The organism is Emcibacter sp., from assembly GCF_963675455.1.
Lineage (GTDB): Bacteria > Pseudomonadota > Alphaproteobacteria > Sphingomonadales > Emcibacteraceae > Emcibacter.
In genome coordinates this window covers 1,745,496-1,759,767 of record NZ_OY776217.1, presented here as the reverse complement: position 1 = coordinate 1,759,767, position 14,272 = coordinate 1,745,496, and the positions used below count along the sequence as shown (strand labels likewise).

General features: G+C 52.8%; 13 protein-coding genes. 3 read left to right on the top strand and 10 right to left on the bottom strand.

Annotated features, from left to right (window positions below):
* Positions 1 to 34: 34 nt before the first annotated feature.
* The 4 genes from ilvC to miaA all read right to left on the bottom strand — a co-directional run bounded on the left by ilvC (position 35) and on the right by miaA (position 4,602).
* Positions 35 to 1,054: a ketol-acid reductoisomerase gene (gene ilvC, locus ACORNT_RS08065; RefSeq protein WP_321397938.1), complete on the bottom strand. Its 1,020-nt coding sequence runs from the start codon at positions 1,052 to 1,054 to the stop codon at positions 35 to 37.
* 64 nt (positions 1,055 to 1,118) lie between these two features.
* Positions 1,119 to 1,637, bottom strand: a complete 519-nt coding sequence (gene ilvN / locus ACORNT_RS08060; RefSeq protein WP_321397933.1) for an acetolactate synthase small subunit — start codon at positions 1,635 to 1,637, stop codon at positions 1,119 to 1,121.
* Positions 1,638 to 1,688: 51 nt separating this feature from the next.
* Positions 1,689 to 3,443, bottom strand: a complete 1,755-nt coding sequence (locus tag ACORNT_RS08055; RefSeq protein WP_321397930.1) for an acetolactate synthase 3 large subunit — start codon at positions 3,441 to 3,443, stop codon at positions 1,689 to 1,691.
* Between the two features lie 256 nt (positions 3,444 to 3,699).
* Positions 3,700 to 4,602, bottom strand: a complete 903-nt coding sequence (miaA, locus tag ACORNT_RS08050) for a tRNA (adenosine(37)-N6)-dimethylallyltransferase MiaA (protein WP_321397926.1) — start codon at positions 4,600 to 4,602, stop codon at positions 3,700 to 3,702.
* Positions 4,603 to 4,693: 91 nt separating this feature from the next.
* Between miaA and serB the strand changes: the two genes are divergently transcribed.
* Positions 4,694 to 5,593 carry a phosphoserine phosphatase SerB gene (serB, locus tag ACORNT_RS08045; protein WP_321397923.1) on the top strand — a complete coding sequence of 300 codons (900 nt, stop codon included), beginning with the start codon at positions 4,694 to 4,696 and terminating at the stop codon, positions 5,591 to 5,593.
* A 74-nt stretch (positions 5,594 to 5,667) separates the two neighbouring features.
* Here the strand turns inward: serB and ACORNT_RS08040 are convergent, their stop codons facing one another.
* The 4 genes from ACORNT_RS08040 to hflK all read right to left on the bottom strand — a co-directional run bounded on the left by ACORNT_RS08040 (position 5,668) and on the right by hflK (position 9,475).
* Complete coding sequence (locus tag ACORNT_RS08040; protein ID WP_321397919.1) at positions 5,668 to 7,143, bottom strand: DegQ family serine endoprotease; 1,476 nt, start codon at positions 7,141 to 7,143, stop codon at positions 5,668 to 5,670.
* Between the two features lie 173 nt (positions 7,144 to 7,316).
* On the bottom strand, positions 7,317 to 7,484 hold the full coding sequence (locus ACORNT_RS08035; protein WP_321397917.1) for a DUF2065 domain-containing protein: 168 nt from the start codon (positions 7,482 to 7,484) through the stop codon (positions 7,317 to 7,319).
* Positions 7,485 to 7,510: 26 nt separating this feature from the next.
* Positions 7,511 to 8,380, bottom strand: a complete 870-nt coding sequence (hflC, locus tag ACORNT_RS08030) for a protease modulator HflC (protein ID WP_321397914.1) — start codon at positions 8,378 to 8,380, stop codon at positions 7,511 to 7,513.
* Positions 8,381 to 8,401: 21 nt separating this feature from the next.
* The gene (hflK, locus tag ACORNT_RS08025; RefSeq protein WP_321397911.1) at positions 8,402 to 9,475 is read right to left on the bottom strand and encodes an FtsH protease activity modulator HflK; all 1,074 of its coding nucleotides are present in this window, start codon (positions 9,473 to 9,475) and stop codon (positions 8,402 to 8,404) included.
* A 147-nt stretch (positions 9,476 to 9,622) separates the two neighbouring features.
* Here hflK and ACORNT_RS08020 point away from each other — a divergent pair, with 147 nt between their 5' ends.
* On the top strand, positions 9,623 to 10,738 hold the full coding sequence (locus tag ACORNT_RS08020; protein ID WP_321397908.1) for an Mrp/NBP35 family ATP-binding protein: 1,116 nt from the start codon (positions 9,623 to 9,625) through the stop codon (positions 10,736 to 10,738).
* A complete protein-coding gene (locus tag ACORNT_RS08015; protein ID WP_321397905.1) occupies positions 10,735 to 11,163 on the top strand; it encodes a CoA-binding protein in 429 nt (142 codons plus the stop codon). The genes ACORNT_RS08020 and ACORNT_RS08015 overlap by 4 nt, the downstream gene beginning before the upstream one ends.
* A gap of 10 nt (positions 11,164 to 11,173) precedes the next feature.
* Here ACORNT_RS08015 and ACORNT_RS08010 read toward each other — a convergent pair whose 3' ends face one another.
* Together ACORNT_RS08010 and ACORNT_RS08005 are read right to left on the bottom strand one after the other, a co-directional pair.
* Positions 11,174 to 12,385, bottom strand: a complete 1,212-nt coding sequence (locus ACORNT_RS08010) for an ATP-binding protein (protein ID WP_321397902.1) — start codon at positions 12,383 to 12,385, stop codon at positions 11,174 to 11,176.
* Between the two features lie 207 nt (positions 12,386 to 12,592).
* On the bottom strand, positions 12,593 to 14,224 hold the full coding sequence (locus ACORNT_RS08005; protein WP_321397899.1) for a GAF domain-containing sensor histidine kinase: 1,632 nt from the start codon (positions 14,222 to 14,224) through the stop codon (positions 12,593 to 12,595).
* Positions 14,225 to 14,272: the final 48 nt, after the last annotated feature.

Here is a 14,272-nt window from a genome sequence, read left to right as displayed (position 1 = left end):
AAAGCGGCTTCCAATAACTTACATCAACAGAAACCTAGTTCTTGTCTTTGTCCACCAGCTGATTTTCTTTCAGCCACGGCATCATGGCGCGCAGGCGATCGCCCACTTCCTCGATCGGATGAGCAGCACCTTTTGAGCGGGCGGCTTTCAGTTTGACCTGACCCACTTTGTTATCGAGCATGAAGTCATACACGAAACGGCCTTCCTGGATATCTGCCAGAACCCGCTTCATTTCCTTTTTGGTTTCTTCGGTAATGATGCGCGGACCGGTGACATAGTCGCCATATTCAGCCGTGTTAGAGATCGAATAACGCATGTTGGCGATACCGCCCTCATACATCAGATCGACGATCAGCTTCAGTTCGTGCAGGCATTCGAAATAGGCCATTTCCGGCGCATAACCGGCTTCGGTCAGCACTTCAAAACCAGCCTGAACCAGCGCGGAAGCACCGCCACACAGGACAGCCTGCTCACCGAACAGGTCGGTTTCACACTCTTCCTTGAAGGTGGTTTCAATCACACCGGCACGACCGCCGCCGTTGGCAGAGGCATAAGACAGGCCAAGGTCGAGGCTGTTGCCGGAGGCATCCTGGTAAACCGCGATCAGGGTCGGTACACCCCCGCCTTTCAGATATTCGGAACGCACGGTATGACCGGGGCCTTTCGGCGCGATCATGAAGACGTCCATATCCGGGCGCGGTTCGATCAGTTTGAAATGAATGTTCAGGCCATGTGCAAACAACAGGGCAGAACCTTCTTTCATATTGTCCTTCAGGTCATCTGCATAGAGGTCTGCCTGCAGTTCGTCAGGCACCAGAACCATCACAACATCTGCCCATTTGGCGGCTTCGGCCGGTGTCATGCATTTAAAACCGGCGCCTTCCGCTTTTTTGCGGGAGCCTGAGCTTTCGCGCAGGCCGATGACAATATTCTCAACGCCGCTGTCACGCAGGTTGGCAGCATGGGCGTGGCCCTGTGATCCGTAACCGATAATGGCAACATTCTTGGTTTTGATCAGGTTAACATCTGCATCGCGATCATAATAGACGCGCATGGTAACTTCCTTTCTCGTCTCTAAACTATTCAATCTTTCTCAGAAATTATATTTTTGGGGCCTTTTATAGCGGTTCCCGGCCGCGGGTCAATGCCGCAACGCCGGTTCTGACCACTTCCACCAGCCCGAATTCATCCATCAGTTCGATAAAGGCCTTGATTTTATCGGACTTACCGGTGATTTCAAAAATGAAGCTGTCCCGGGTGCTGTCAACAATCCGGGCCCGGAAGGCATCGCCAACCCGCTGGGCCTCATCCCTGTCGGCGCCTTCACAATGAACCTTGACCAACGCCAGCTCCCGTTCCACGCTGGGCCCGTCCAGGGTCAGGTCACCAACCCTGTGGACCGGTACAAGGCGCTCGAGCTGGGCCTTGATCTGTTCAATGACCATTGGTGTTCCCGCGGTGACCACTGTAATCCGGGATTCGTTACCCTCCAGGTCCACCGGCGCCACCGTCAAATGCTCAATGTTATAACCGCGGCCGGAAAAAAGCCCGATGACACGAGCCAGCACACCGGCTTCGTTGTCAACGATGATGGAAATGGTATGGCGAGCGACCGGTTCAATTGATTTTGCATTCATAATACTTGTTCCTGTTTTACTACTGCGCTTATCCTGCGGATTACCTCCGCCCTAGACCAGTGCAGCGCCCCCTTCAAATTCGGCAAATTCCTCATCATCGGGCAGGATCATCTCGTTATGCGCCGCCCCGCTTGGCACCATCGGGAAACAGTTGGCCATCTTGGCCACCCGGCAGTCAAAGATGACCGGTTTGTCGATTGCCAGCATTTCCTGGATCGCCGCATCCAGATCCGCAGGTTTGTCACAACGGATACCGTGGGCGCCGTATGCCTCCGCCAGCTTGACAAAATCCGGCAGGCTTTCAGAATAGCTATGGCTGTAACGGCTGCCGTGATTCAACTGCTGCCACTGACGTACCATGCCCATATATTCATTGTTCAGAATAAACAGCTTGACCGGCAGATCATACTGCATGGCGGTCGCCATTTCCTGGATGTTCATCTGGATTGAGGCCTCGCCGGCAATATCAATCACCAGCGCATCCGGATGGGCCATCTGCACCCCGATTGCCGCCGGAAAGCCATAACCCATGGTGCCGAGCCCGCCGGAGGTCATCCACTGGTGCGGCTCGTCAAAGCCGAAATACTGGGCCGCCCACATCTGATGCTGCCCGACTTCCGTGGTGATATAGGGCTTTTTATCCTTTGTCAGGGCAAACAGCCGCTCCAGCGCGTACTGAGGCATAATCACCTTGTCGGACATCTTGTACTGCAGGCACTTCCGGTCACGCCATTCACTGATACTGCCCCACCAGTCGTCCAGCGCAGTACTGTCCATTTCATAGACGCCGGATTTCCAGACCTTGATCATGCTTTCCAGCACATGGGCCGCGTCACCGATAATAGGCACATCCACACGTACATTCTTGTTGATCGAAGACCGGTCAATATCCACATGGATCTTTTTTGATTTCGGCGAGAAGGCGTCAAGACGTCCAGTCACGCGGTCATCAAAACGGGCCCCGATACAGATCATGACATCACAGTCATGCATGGCCATATTGGCTTCATAGGTGCCGTGCATGCCGAGCATGCCAAGGAATTGTTTGTCAGAGGCCGGATAGGCGCCAAGCCCCATCAGGGTCGAGGTGATCGGCGCCCCGGTCATACGGACAAACTCCCTGAGCAGCTGACAGGACCCCGTACCGGAGTTGATCAGTCCGCCGCCGGTGTAGAAAACCGGTTTCTTGGCGCCGGCGATCAATTCAACCGCCCGCTTGATCTGGTCCATGTCACCCTTCAGCTGGGGTTTATAGCTGCGATGCTCGACGCGACCGCTGTGCAGGTTATTACCCTTGTTGATCTGGACATCCTTTGGAATGTCGACAACAACCGGTCCCGGCCGGCCGGAACTGGCCACATAAAAGGCCTCGTGAATCACCCGGGACAGATCATCCACATCCTTCACCAGGTAGTTGTGTTTCGTACAATGACGGGTAATGCCGACCGTATCCGCTTCCTGAAAGGCATCAGACCCGATCAGGTGAACAGGCACCTGCCCGGTCAGGCACACAAGGGGAATACTGTCGAGCATGGCATCGGTCAGGCCGGTCACCGCATTGGTGGCGCCAGGACCGGAGGTCACCAGTACAACACCGGGTTTACCGGTGGAACGGGCGTAGCCCTCGGCGGCATGAACGGCGGCCTGCTCGTGCCGAACCAGAACATGCTTGATGGCATCCTGTTTGAAGATTTCATCATAGATTGGTAGCACAGCGCCGCCCGGATATCCGAAGATAACATCGACACCCAAATCCTGCAGGGATTTGAGGATGATTTCCGCACCGCTGATTTTATCCGAAGACATAATCGACCTTTCTATTCTGTCCAACTACAAACTTATCAATCTTCAACCCCCGGCTTTAATACATAAAATTTGGTTTATAAAGCCCTTTCAGGCAAAAAATTCTAGATAAACCACTATGCATCACATTCTTGCACAAAAAAGGCTGTCAAAAACAGCCTTTAATTCCGGGGAAAAAAGGAAAATATAGACATATTATTACTTAGTCAAGCTTATTTTTTGTAATAATAGTTCAATATATACCGAATTAAAACTAATATTATTTCATTTTTATTAATTCCCAGTCTGCGCACTGGTTGCGGAACCATGTCATCTGCCTCTTGGCAAACTGGCGTGTCTGGGTTTGGCTCTGAATGATGGCTTCTTCCAGGGAAATCTGCTCCCGCACATAACCGATCAGGGGCGGAACCCCCAGTGACTTCATCACCGGCAGTTCTGCATCATAGCCACATTCCAGCAGTGACTTCACTTCCTCCAGCGCCCTGCCCTGCTCTATCATCTGTTGAAAGCGCAGGTCGCACCGGGCATAGAGATCCTGCCGGTCCCGCTCCAGAACCACTTTCCTGATCCGGATGTCCGGTCGGCCTTCCAGCCCGCCAATACCCGGCTGCGTCTGCCAGAAGCTCAGCGGCTTCCCCGTACTCAGTACGACCTCCAGGCCGCGGGCGATGCGTTGCCCGTCGGTGGGGGATATTCTCGCAGCCCATGCCGGATCCAGCTCCTTCAGTCTTTCCCAGGCAGCCTGCGGCCCCGCTTCTGCCACTTCGGTCCGCACCTGCTCCCGGATGGCGGGATCGATATCGGGCACCGGCGACAGTCCTTCAAGCAGGGTTTTGAAATAAAGGCCGGTTCCCCCCACCACGATTGGCACATGTCCCCGGCTCCATATTTCCTCGATCACCGGCAGCGCCATCTGTCGCCAGCGTTCCGCCGAACAGGGATCATCTCCCCTGAGAACGCCGTAAAGATGATGCGGACAGGTGGCCTCCTCTTCTTCCGACGGCCGGGCGGTCAGATCCCTGAGCTCGACATAAACCTGCATGCTGTCAGCATTGACAATCTCGCCGCCCAGTTCCTGCGCCCACTTTAGCGCCAGCGAGCTTTTGCCGCTGGCGGTCGGGCCGGCAAGGAGTATGATATTTTTCTTATTTTCTTCATTCATGGTCAAATTTCCATAGCCTTCCGGGGGCACTTGGTGTACCGATAGGCCAAAGCCAATAGAAAACTTGTAACTGATTTACCAGATGTGTGCCATGAAGAATATCCTGACGCTGATCAGCAATCCTGCCGATCCCTGCCTTACCGAAAGCCTGCTGAAGAAATACCGGGAGGCTCTGTCCGATAGTGGAGCGAAACATCTTGATAATGCCTGGCTGAACAAGCAAGAAGCCGCCGATATTTCCTTCGACGGCGATCTCGAAACCATGCGGGCCGCCCTGTTGCCGCTTCTGCAACAGGATCCTCTGGATTATGCGCTCCAGCCGCTTGAACACCGGCGTAAAAAGCTTCTCGTCGCCGATATGGACAGCACGATCATCCAGGTCGAGTGTATTGACGAGCTTGCCGATTTTGCCGGCCTGAAGGAAAAGGTCTCGGCCATCACCGAAGCGGCCATGCAGGGCGAACTTGATTTCGAGCAGGCGCTCCGGGAACGCGTTGCCCTGCTGAAGGGAATGAATACCTCCGTCCTGGATATCGTCTTCAAAGAGCGGGTCAAACTGACACCGGGTGCCGTCGAAATGGTCCAGACCATGAACAGATCAGGCGCCAATACAGTCCTGGTCTCCGGCGGGTTCACCTTTTTCACTGACCGGGTTGCCAGGCTTACAGGTTTCCGGGTCAACCGCGGCAATATTCTCGGCATTGATGGCGACAAGCTGTCCGGTGAAGTGGAGTCCCCCATCGTCGACAGCAATACCAAACTCGACTCCCTGCATGAATTTCAGGAAATTGCCAGACTTGAAATGGCCGAGACCATCGCCGTTGGCGACGGCGCCAATGACATTCCGATGATTGATGCAGCCGGTCTGGGGGTTGCCTATCATCCGAAACCAGCCGCTGCAAAGGCGGCCGACGTGGTGATCCGGCACGGCGACCTGACTGCCCTGCTTTATATCCAGGGTTTCCAGAAGAGCGAATTCGCCTCAGCCTGAGACAAGACAACTACAGACGCAAGAAAGGCCGGGAAATCCCGGCCTTTCTTTTTTTATTCAATCACTGAACCTGATTATTTATCATCCTCAAGCGTTACCGGCACGTGGCTGTAATCACCGCGACGATAGACTTTCAGAAGCACGGACTTGCGGCCCTTGTCCTTGAGCTCCTTGATACGATCCATCACTTCTTCCACGGTCGACACTTCTTCCTGGGTGACTTCGACGATCACATCGCCCCGACGCAGGCCGCGCTCCTGGGCCGGACTGTAGCGTTCGACACCGGCAATCAGAACTCCCTTGAATTCCTCATCAAGGTCAAGGGCTTCGCGGGTTTTGTCGGTCAGCTCTTCGAGGGTCAGGCCGATCACCTTCTCCGACGGCACATCTGCTTCGTCCTCGTCAGCCGTAGCGGGAACCACTTTTTCTTCATCCTCTTCGAGCTCGGCAATGGTGATCTTCAGGTTTTTCTTTTTGCCCTTACGCAGGACAACCACATCCACTGATTTGCCAATTTTGGTATTGGCAACAATGCGCGGAAGTTCCCGCATTTCGGTGACTTCCTGGTCGTCGAATTCAATGATGATATCACCGGATTCTACACCGCCCTTGTCAGCCGGACTGTCCTTGTTGACACTGGAAACCAGCGCACCATATTCACGGTCCATACCAAGGCTCTCAGCAATATCCTTGGTCACAGCCTGAATGCTGACGCCAAGCCAGCCGCGACGGGTATGGCCATATTCTATAAGCTGGTCTATGACATGTTTTGCCTGATTGCTGGGCACGGCAAAACCAATCCCGATATTACCGCCGGACGGGCTGTAGATGGCCGTATTGATACCAATAACTTCACCGTCCATATTAAACATCGGGCCACCGCTGTTACCCCGGTTGATGGAGGCATCAGTCTGGATGTAATCATCATAGGGACCGCTGTTGATATCCCGGTTACGGGCAGAAATAATACCGGCCGTCACGGATCCGCCAAGGCCATAGGGGTTACCAATGGCAAGGATCCAGTCGCCAACACGGGATTTGCCGTCATCGCCGAATTTGACGAAAGGCAGCGGCTTGTCAGCCTTGATCCGAAGAACCGCGACGTCAACCTTGTTGTCCTTGCCGATGACTTCGGCGTCATATTCAGAGCCGTCATGCATGCGGACGGAGACTTCATCAGCCTGGTCAATCACATGATTGTTGGTAATCACAATCCCGTCGGCCGAGATAATAAAGCCTGAACCGAGAGACATGCGTTGACGTGTGCGGGGACGATCCTCTTCATCTTCACCTTCACCTTCACCATTGCGATCTTCAAATTTCTTGAAGAATTCCTCGAACGGTGATCCCGGAGGAAACTGCGGAAGGCCGCCACGGCGGTCAACCTTGACATTCTGTTTTGTATAGATGTTCACCACTGACGGCAGAAGTTTATCCGAAAGATCGGCAAAACTGTCCGGAGCGCCTTTGGCGAAAACGGTTGCTGGGATCGCCACGACGCAAATCGCGACAACGAGAATACTATTGAGATATTTTTTCACTTTCGTCATACCAATTCCTGAGATCTTCCAAATTATCCAAACGCCATGTCCGGCCTAAAACTACCGGATACAGCGTTTTTATTTCTTCCCTATCCCACAAGCCTTTTTCAGACTGTTTTTTACGTTATCACAAATGTAGGCACAAAATAGGCAACAACCAACTGCTTGGTCGTATTTTTACATTATTTCATCGCATAAATAATAATAATACCAATAACGACGGCCACCAGGCCGGTTGACCTTAATGTCATTTCCGGCAAGGTGACCGCCATCTGCATCATTTTCCGCATCTGTTCCGGGAAAAGGGTATAGAGAACACCCTCAACCACCAGAACAAAGGCAAGAGCCATAATCAGGGTCTCAAATATGGCGATGGTTATTTGCCTTCCTTATTGCCGAAATACTGGAAAAACTCGCTGTCCGGGGAAATGATCATCCTGGTATTTCCGTCGGAGATTGCTTTTCTGTATGACTGCAGCGACCGGTAAAAGGCATAGAATTCGGCATCCCGGCTAAACGCCTGGGCAAACGTCCGGGTTGCCACAGCATCCCCTTCACCGCGCATCACCTGACTGTCTCTTTCCGCCTCCGCGATCAGAATGGTCTTCTCTTTTTCAGCCGTAGCCTTGATCCGGGCAGCTTCCTCTTCACCAAGGGCGCGGGCTTCACGGGCCTCACGGTCACGTTCCGCTTCCATACGCTGGAAAATATTCTGGCTGTTCTGGACCGGCAAATCGGTCCGGCGGATACGCACATCCACGACTTCGACACCAAGTTCCTCGGCTTCAGGACCGACAGACTTCATGATTTCCGACCGCAATTCGTCACGCTCGCCGCTCAGGATCGCCGTAAACTGCATCCGGCCCAGAACCTCACGCATGTTGGAATTGACAATGGTCGACATCCGCGCCTCCGCCCCCTGAACATTTCGCACGGTCTGGAATACCTTCAGGGGGTCAGTGATCTTGAATTCCGTAAAGGCATCCACGATCACCCGCTTCTGGTCCTCGGTAATCACTTCCTGTTCCGGACTGTCCAGCAGGATCACCCGCTTATCCATATAAACCACATTCTGAAGCAAGGGTAGTTTGAAATTAAGTCCTGGCTCCTGAACAGTTCGCTTGGGTTCACCGAATTGCAGAACGAGTGCCTGCTCTGTTTCCTTGGTGGTAAAGACTGAGGCGCCTAGCAGAAGCAAAGCAACCCCCATTACGATCAGCGTACCAATTGATCCGATTTTATTCATTTTTTCTCTCCTGATCCGCCGTTACTGTTTTTTCTTCAGTTCATTGAGAGGCAGGTAAGGCACCACACCACCATCTTTTTCCACAAGAACCTTGTCGATATCGGCAAGAATCTGCTCCATCGTCTCAAGATACATGCGTTTGCGGGTGACATCCTTGGCCTGTTTGTACTCTTCATAAACGGACAGGAAACGGGACGCTTCACCCTCAGCCTTGGCAATTACCTGGGCCTTGTAAGCTTCTGCGTCCTGCATCATTTTCGATGCTTCACCACGTGCCCGTGGCACAATATCGTTCCGGAAGGCTTCCGCCTGGTTGACGGTTTTCTCGCGGTCGGCTTCGGCCCGCTGCACTTCACGGAAGGCTTCGATCACCTGGGCAGGCGGATCAACACGGGTCAATTTGATCTGTGTAACTTCCACACCGGCTTCATAATCATCCAGAATAGTCTGGATATTAATTCTGGCTTCCCGCTCGATACTTCCTCGTCCCGCAGTCAGAGCTTGCTGGATCGGGGTGCGTGCGATGATGTCACGCACGGCGCTCTGGGCTACGGAGCGAATGGTCTGAGGCGGATTTTCCACATTGAAAAGATATTTCCCGGCATCCGAAATCTTCCACAGAACGGAGAATTCCACATCGACGATATTCTCGTCGCCGGTCAGCATCTGCCGTTCTTTGCCCAAGTCAATTTTGCGGCCATGGCCCTGCATATTGCCGGCCCCCATGAAACCCACATTGATCTGGTTGATTTCGGTCACCTTCGGCTTGACGACGCTCTCAATCGGGATAGGCAGATGATAGTGAAGGCCCGGACCCGTTGTTTCCGTCCATTCACCGAAACGCAGGACAACACCGGCTTCGTTGGTATTGACCCGATAAAAACCGGTGGCGAGCCACCCCAGAAGAACCAGCAGCAGCAGGAGAGAAACGCCTTTTCCACCACCCACATTGCCCGAGAAAGTATTCTTGAATTTATCCTGGCCTTTGCGGATAAGATCCTCGATATTTGGCGGTTCCTGACCGCCGCCGCCTCTACGGGGTCCCTGCCCCCAGGGTCCGCGATCTCCTCCACCACCATTATTTTGCCAGGGCATTCAAACCTCCTTGTTCGTAACATTCAAATTAAGGGGAAATATACAAATTTCCTCTTACAAATCCTTCAGACTACCTTATATGCTATGCTGACCGTTTATACAACGGATAGAGACAGCTCGACAGGTCCTCTATTAGGTAGGAAATATATGTTCAATATCAAGAAAAATAAAAACAAAATCGATGACAAGACCCTGCTGGACAGCCTCAGCAAGATCAACCATCCCGGACGCGGTCAGGATATTGTTTCCCTGGGCATGGTCCAGGGGCTGAAACTTGAGGGAGACCACGTCACTTTTGCCCTGGAAATCGCGCCTGCAGAAGCCAACGAAATGGAAACCGTCCGCCGCCAGGCCGACGAGGTCCTGCTGGCCCTGGATGGTGTAAACCGGGTGACATCGGTCCTGACTGCGGAACGACCGGCCGGTACCACAGAGAATACGGCCAAACCGAAAGCCGCTATGCCGCATGGCGCCGCCAGCGGTCCGGCCCGGAAGGTTCCGGGTGTCAAACATGTAATCGCCGTGGCCAGCGGCAAGGGCGGCGTCGGCAAATCAACCACATCCGTCAATCTTGCGCTTGCCCTGCAGGCGCTTGGATTAAAAACAGGTGTCTTTGATATCGATATTTACGGCCCTTCCATTCCCCGGCTGCTTGGCGCGGAAGGCGTGCGGCCGGAAAGCCTCGGCAACGGTAAAATAACGCCGGTCATCCGTCATGGCCTGGTCAGCATGTCCATCGGTTACCTGCTGGAGAAAGACACCGCCACAGTCTGGCGCGGTCCAATGGTCATGGGCGCCATCCAGCAGATGCTGAAGGATGTCCAGTGGGATCTCGAAGGTGAACTGGACGTTCTGGTCGTTGATCTGCCACCGGGCACCGGTGATGCCCAGTTGACCCTGGTGCGAAACGTGCAACTGGATGGGGCGGTTATTGTCTCCACACCCCAGGACATTGCCCTGATTGACGCCCGCAAGGGACTGGACATGTTCAGGAAGACGGGAACAAAGGTTCTCGGCCTGATCGAGAATATGAGCTATTTCCTGTGTCCGAGCTGCGGCGAACGCAGTGACATCTTCGGCCATGGCGGCGCCCGGGCGACCGCGGCGGAAAAAGGCATAACCTTCCTTGGAGAAATTCCCCTGCATATGGAGATCAGGGAAAGTTCAGACGCCGGAACGCCAATCGTCAGCAAGGATCCGGACAGCGCCCACTCCAAAGCCTATCTTGACATTGCCCGTCAGATCAGGGAACAGCTTTCATGAGCCTCATTACCACAGACGAGGGGCTGCGGGCGCTGCTGACCAAAGTCAAAACCATTGCCCTGGTCGGCGCCAGCAACAAGCCGGACAGGGCCAGCAATGGTGTCCTTAAATTCCTGCTGGATCAGGGTTATGACGTCTATCCGGTCAATCCAGGCCTGGCCGGTCAGCAGCTTTTCGGGCGCGATGTCTATGCCACCCTTGCCGATATTCCGGTCGACATCGACATGGTCGATATTTTCCGCAACTCGGAAGATGCTGCAGGTGTAGTCGAGGAGGCCATTAAGGCAGGTGCCGGCGCGGTGTGGATGCAGCTTGGAGTCATCAACGAGACTGCCGCGGAAAAGGCTGCTGCAAATGGCCTTGATGTGGTGATGGACCGGTGTCCGAAGATCGATATCCCGCGACTTGGTCTGCTGAAAAAATAACAGCGAAACCCTACTCCGCCAGAGCTGCCGCCTCCAGCCCGCAACAGGCTTCTTCGGTACAGACAACACGGCCAGAGGGAAATGTTACGGTGATATTGGTGCCCTGGCCAAGTTCACTTTCAATATCCAGCCTGGCCTGGTGCAGCTCCAGATAAGCCTTGACGATAGAGAGACCAAGACCGGTCCCTTCCTGGGAACGGTTAAGATCACCGTCAACCTGGAAAAAAGGTTTCAGCACGGCCTTAATGTTTTCCTTCGAAATTCCAACGCCCTGGTCCCGAACGGAAATACACAGGTTGCCGCAATCAGTCATGCGTGTTGTCAGGGATACGGTGGTGTCTTCCGGCGAAAACTTGATTGCATTTGAAATCAGATTCAGCAGAACCTGGCGGATCATGGTCGGGTCGCAGCAGAGGTCAGGCAAATCGTCGGGCAAATCCAGGTCAAGAGTGATATTCTTTTTCCCGGCGGCAGAAGTCATCATTCTGGATATCTGCCCCACCAGATCAAAAATATCGCATTCCTGTTCACGCATTTCCATCTTGCCGGCTTCGATCTTGGACATGTCCAGAATGGCGTTGATGACATTCAGCAGATGATTGCCGCTTGAATTGACGATATCAACATACTCCCGATATTCCTTTTGCGGGATCGGACCGTAGGCTTCTTTCTGGATCATTTCCGTAAAGCCAATGATGGCATTCAGCGGTGTACGCAATTCGTGGTTCATGTTGGCGAGAAAAGCCGATTTGCTTTTGTTGGCCTGAATGGCGATTGTTTTCGCTTTCTGCAGTTCTTCCGCCCGGCGGCGGGTGCGTTCAATACTGGCCTGAAGCAACGAGATAGCCGTTCCAACCCCGACATATTCAGAGCCGCGACAAATGATAAATCCCTTCTGCAGGGCGTGAGTGGCGTCATAGGCCAGCATATTGCTGAGAAAATCAATGCTGTTGCTTGCATCAACGATCAGCGGCGCCTCTGTAATCAGTGTGGAAATCGGCTTGCGGGCATACAGGGAATATCCAAAACGATCCGCCAGGGCCAGCGTCAGATCTGTCCTGTGTGCCAATCCAATAGGCTGACCGTCTTCCAGCACCGTAACAGCCAGAAGATCCTGATCTTCCTGAAACAGGTGGTAAACCTCCTCACAGGAAGTATTTGGCGTTACGACCGGTACATCGATCGCCAGTATTTCCACCTTGTCTTCCATAGACATGATCATTCGCTTGCCTCTGTTTTATGTCTACGCCCATCTAAAACCTGAAGATATGTGACTATCTCGCTGTGATAATTGGGATATTGTGTTAACAGAGTGTTACGGCCGCATAAAGTTCACGTTATGGTAACAAAAAAGTAACATTAAATAGTGTTTGCGTGCATTTTCATGGACTTAAGCACGATATTGCAGGACAATTCATGATGGTAATCGTCAGGTCAGTGGCAGTGTAACCCGTACCGTTGTCCCCTCGCCGGGCTTGCTTTGTATATCAAGAATCCCCTCATGCAGCTTTACAATCTCACTGACGATATATAGCCCCAGACCAACCCCCTGATAGGTTCTCGAATAGATATTGCCAACCTGCTGGAAGGGTTTGGTGATCTTGACAATCTGCTCTTCCGGGATACCGATACCGGTATCCGAAACAATAATGGAAATACGATTGGCGGAACAATCGCTACAGGCAATGCGGACATCGCCGCCAACACCGGTAAATTTAATGGCATTGGAAACAAGGTTGAGCAACACCTGTTGCATCGCCCGCTTGTCGGCCATAAACTTGCAACCTTTTTTATTTCTCTCATGGTGCAGTTTAACGCCGGCTTCCAAAGCCCACTCTTCGACAACGGACAAGGTGCTGGAAATCATTTCATTGACATCGATTTCTTCTTTCTCGATCTTGAACTTACCCTGCTCGATACGGGATACATCCAGAAGATCGCTGATCAAACTCAGAAGCAGGCTGCCCGACTTGTGTATTTTTTCCGCATAATCGCGGTATTTCTCTGAAAGGCCGCCGAATAATTCTTCCGACATTACCTCCGAAAACCCCAGAATGGCGTTCAGGGGTGTGCGCAGTTCATGACTCATGTTGGCCAGAAATTCGGTTTTGGCCTTGTTGGCCTGGCGCGCCTCTTCCAGGGCAACCAGCGTTTTATATTCGGCAATATTATGCCCGATGGCAATACCGGCGATATGGGCGCATTCAGTGATAATCTCGCGACTCTCCAACGAAGGGGTACTGGTCACGGGGCAGTACAGAGAAAATGTACCGAGTACTTCGGCATCCTTGGAAAAAACAGGGAAAGACCAGCAGGACGCCACCCCGGCCTGAAGTGCAATATCTTTGAAAGACTGCCAGTCAGGATCGGTTTCAATATTCTCGGCAATAACAACCTGGCCAGTGGCCGCCGCCGCTCCGCACGCTCCCATGCCGGGTCCGACGCTCAATCCTTTCCTCAACCCTTCCACCAGCACATCCGGCAGATTGGGGGCAGCCCCATAGGTCAGAACTCCCTCTTCAGGGTTATAAAGTGAAATGGAACACATCATACCCGGGAAGTTTTCCTCTGTTGTCAGAGCCAGAACCTCGAGCACCTCCTTGAGGGACTTCCCGGAGGCCAGCTTTTCCAGGGTTCTGGCCCGACTATCATACAGAAGATCGCGGCGCATCTGCGGGGTTTCATTCTTGACCAGAACCATAAGACGTTCTTCGCCAAGCGAAATAACATGATGTTTTATCCAGTGAACCTCGTCGTCATGAAAAATAAAGTCGGAAGGCTGTCCCCTGGCCTCGGACCATTCTATTATTTCCGTCAGCGCCGCCCCGCCTTTCATAACCTGCATCAGACTCTGGCGGACCCCTTCCCGGATGGCTTTGGGGATAAATTCAGAGCTGAATCGCCCAATAATCTGCTCCCGGTCAGCTTCAAAAAGGTTTCGATTAAGAACTTTATAGTCTTCAACGACAAAATCATCCTTGCCGGTCACTGGATTTATTTCATATCTGAAATGAAAAACCAGATCCAGGTCATCAGTATATTTCGCCTTCGAAAGCACCATAACTTGTTGATCCCAAATGCCTTTAACCCGCCCAAACTCTCGTTCAGC

Excerpts from the sequence above, each read along its gene's own strand:
- ACORNT_RS08010 (WP_321397902.1), bottom strand. The coding sequence starts at position 12,385 with ATGATCATGTCTATGGAAGACAAGGTGGAAATACTGGCGATCGATGTA.
- miaA (WP_321397926.1), bottom strand. The coding sequence starts at position 4,602 with ATGAATGAAGAAAATAAGAAAAATATCATACTCCTTGCCGGCCCGACC.
- hflK (WP_321397911.1), bottom strand. The coding sequence starts at position 9,475 with ATGCCCTGGCAAAATAATGGTGGTGGAGGAGATCGCGGACCCTGGGGG.
- serB (WP_321397923.1), top strand. The coding sequence starts at position 4,694 with ATGAAGAATATCCTGACGCTGATCAGCAATCCTGCCGATCCCTGCCTT.
- hflC (WP_321397914.1), bottom strand. The coding sequence starts at position 8,380 with ATGAATAAAATCGGATCAATTGGTACGCTGATCGTAATGGGGGTTGCT.
- ACORNT_RS08035 (WP_321397917.1), bottom strand. The coding sequence starts at position 7,484 with ATGGCTCTTGCCTTTGTTCTGGTGGTTGAGGGTGTTCTCTATACCCTT.
- ilvN (WP_321397933.1), bottom strand. The coding sequence starts at position 1,637 with ATGAATGCAAAATCAATTGAACCGGTCGCTCGCCATACCATTTCCATC.
- ACORNT_RS08005 (WP_321397899.1), bottom strand. The coding sequence starts at position 14,224 with ATGGTGCTTTCGAAGGCGAAATATACTGATGACCTGGATCTGGTTTTT.
- ilvC (WP_321397938.1), bottom strand. The coding sequence starts at position 1,054 with ATGCGCGTCTATTATGATCGCGATGCAGATGTTAACCTGATCAAAACC.
- ACORNT_RS08040 (WP_321397919.1), bottom strand. The coding sequence starts at position 7,143 with ATGACGAAAGTGAAAAAATATCTCAATAGTATTCTCGTTGTCGCGATT.
- ACORNT_RS08015 (WP_321397905.1), top strand. The coding sequence starts at position 10,735 with ATGAGCCTCATTACCACAGACGAGGGGCTGCGGGCGCTGCTGACCAAA.
- ACORNT_RS08020 (WP_321397908.1), top strand. The coding sequence starts at position 9,623 with ATGTTCAATATCAAGAAAAATAAAAACAAAATCGATGACAAGACCCTG.
- ACORNT_RS08055 (WP_321397930.1), bottom strand. The coding sequence starts at position 3,443 with ATGTCTTCGGATAAAATCAGCGGTGCGGAAATCATCCTCAAATCCCTG.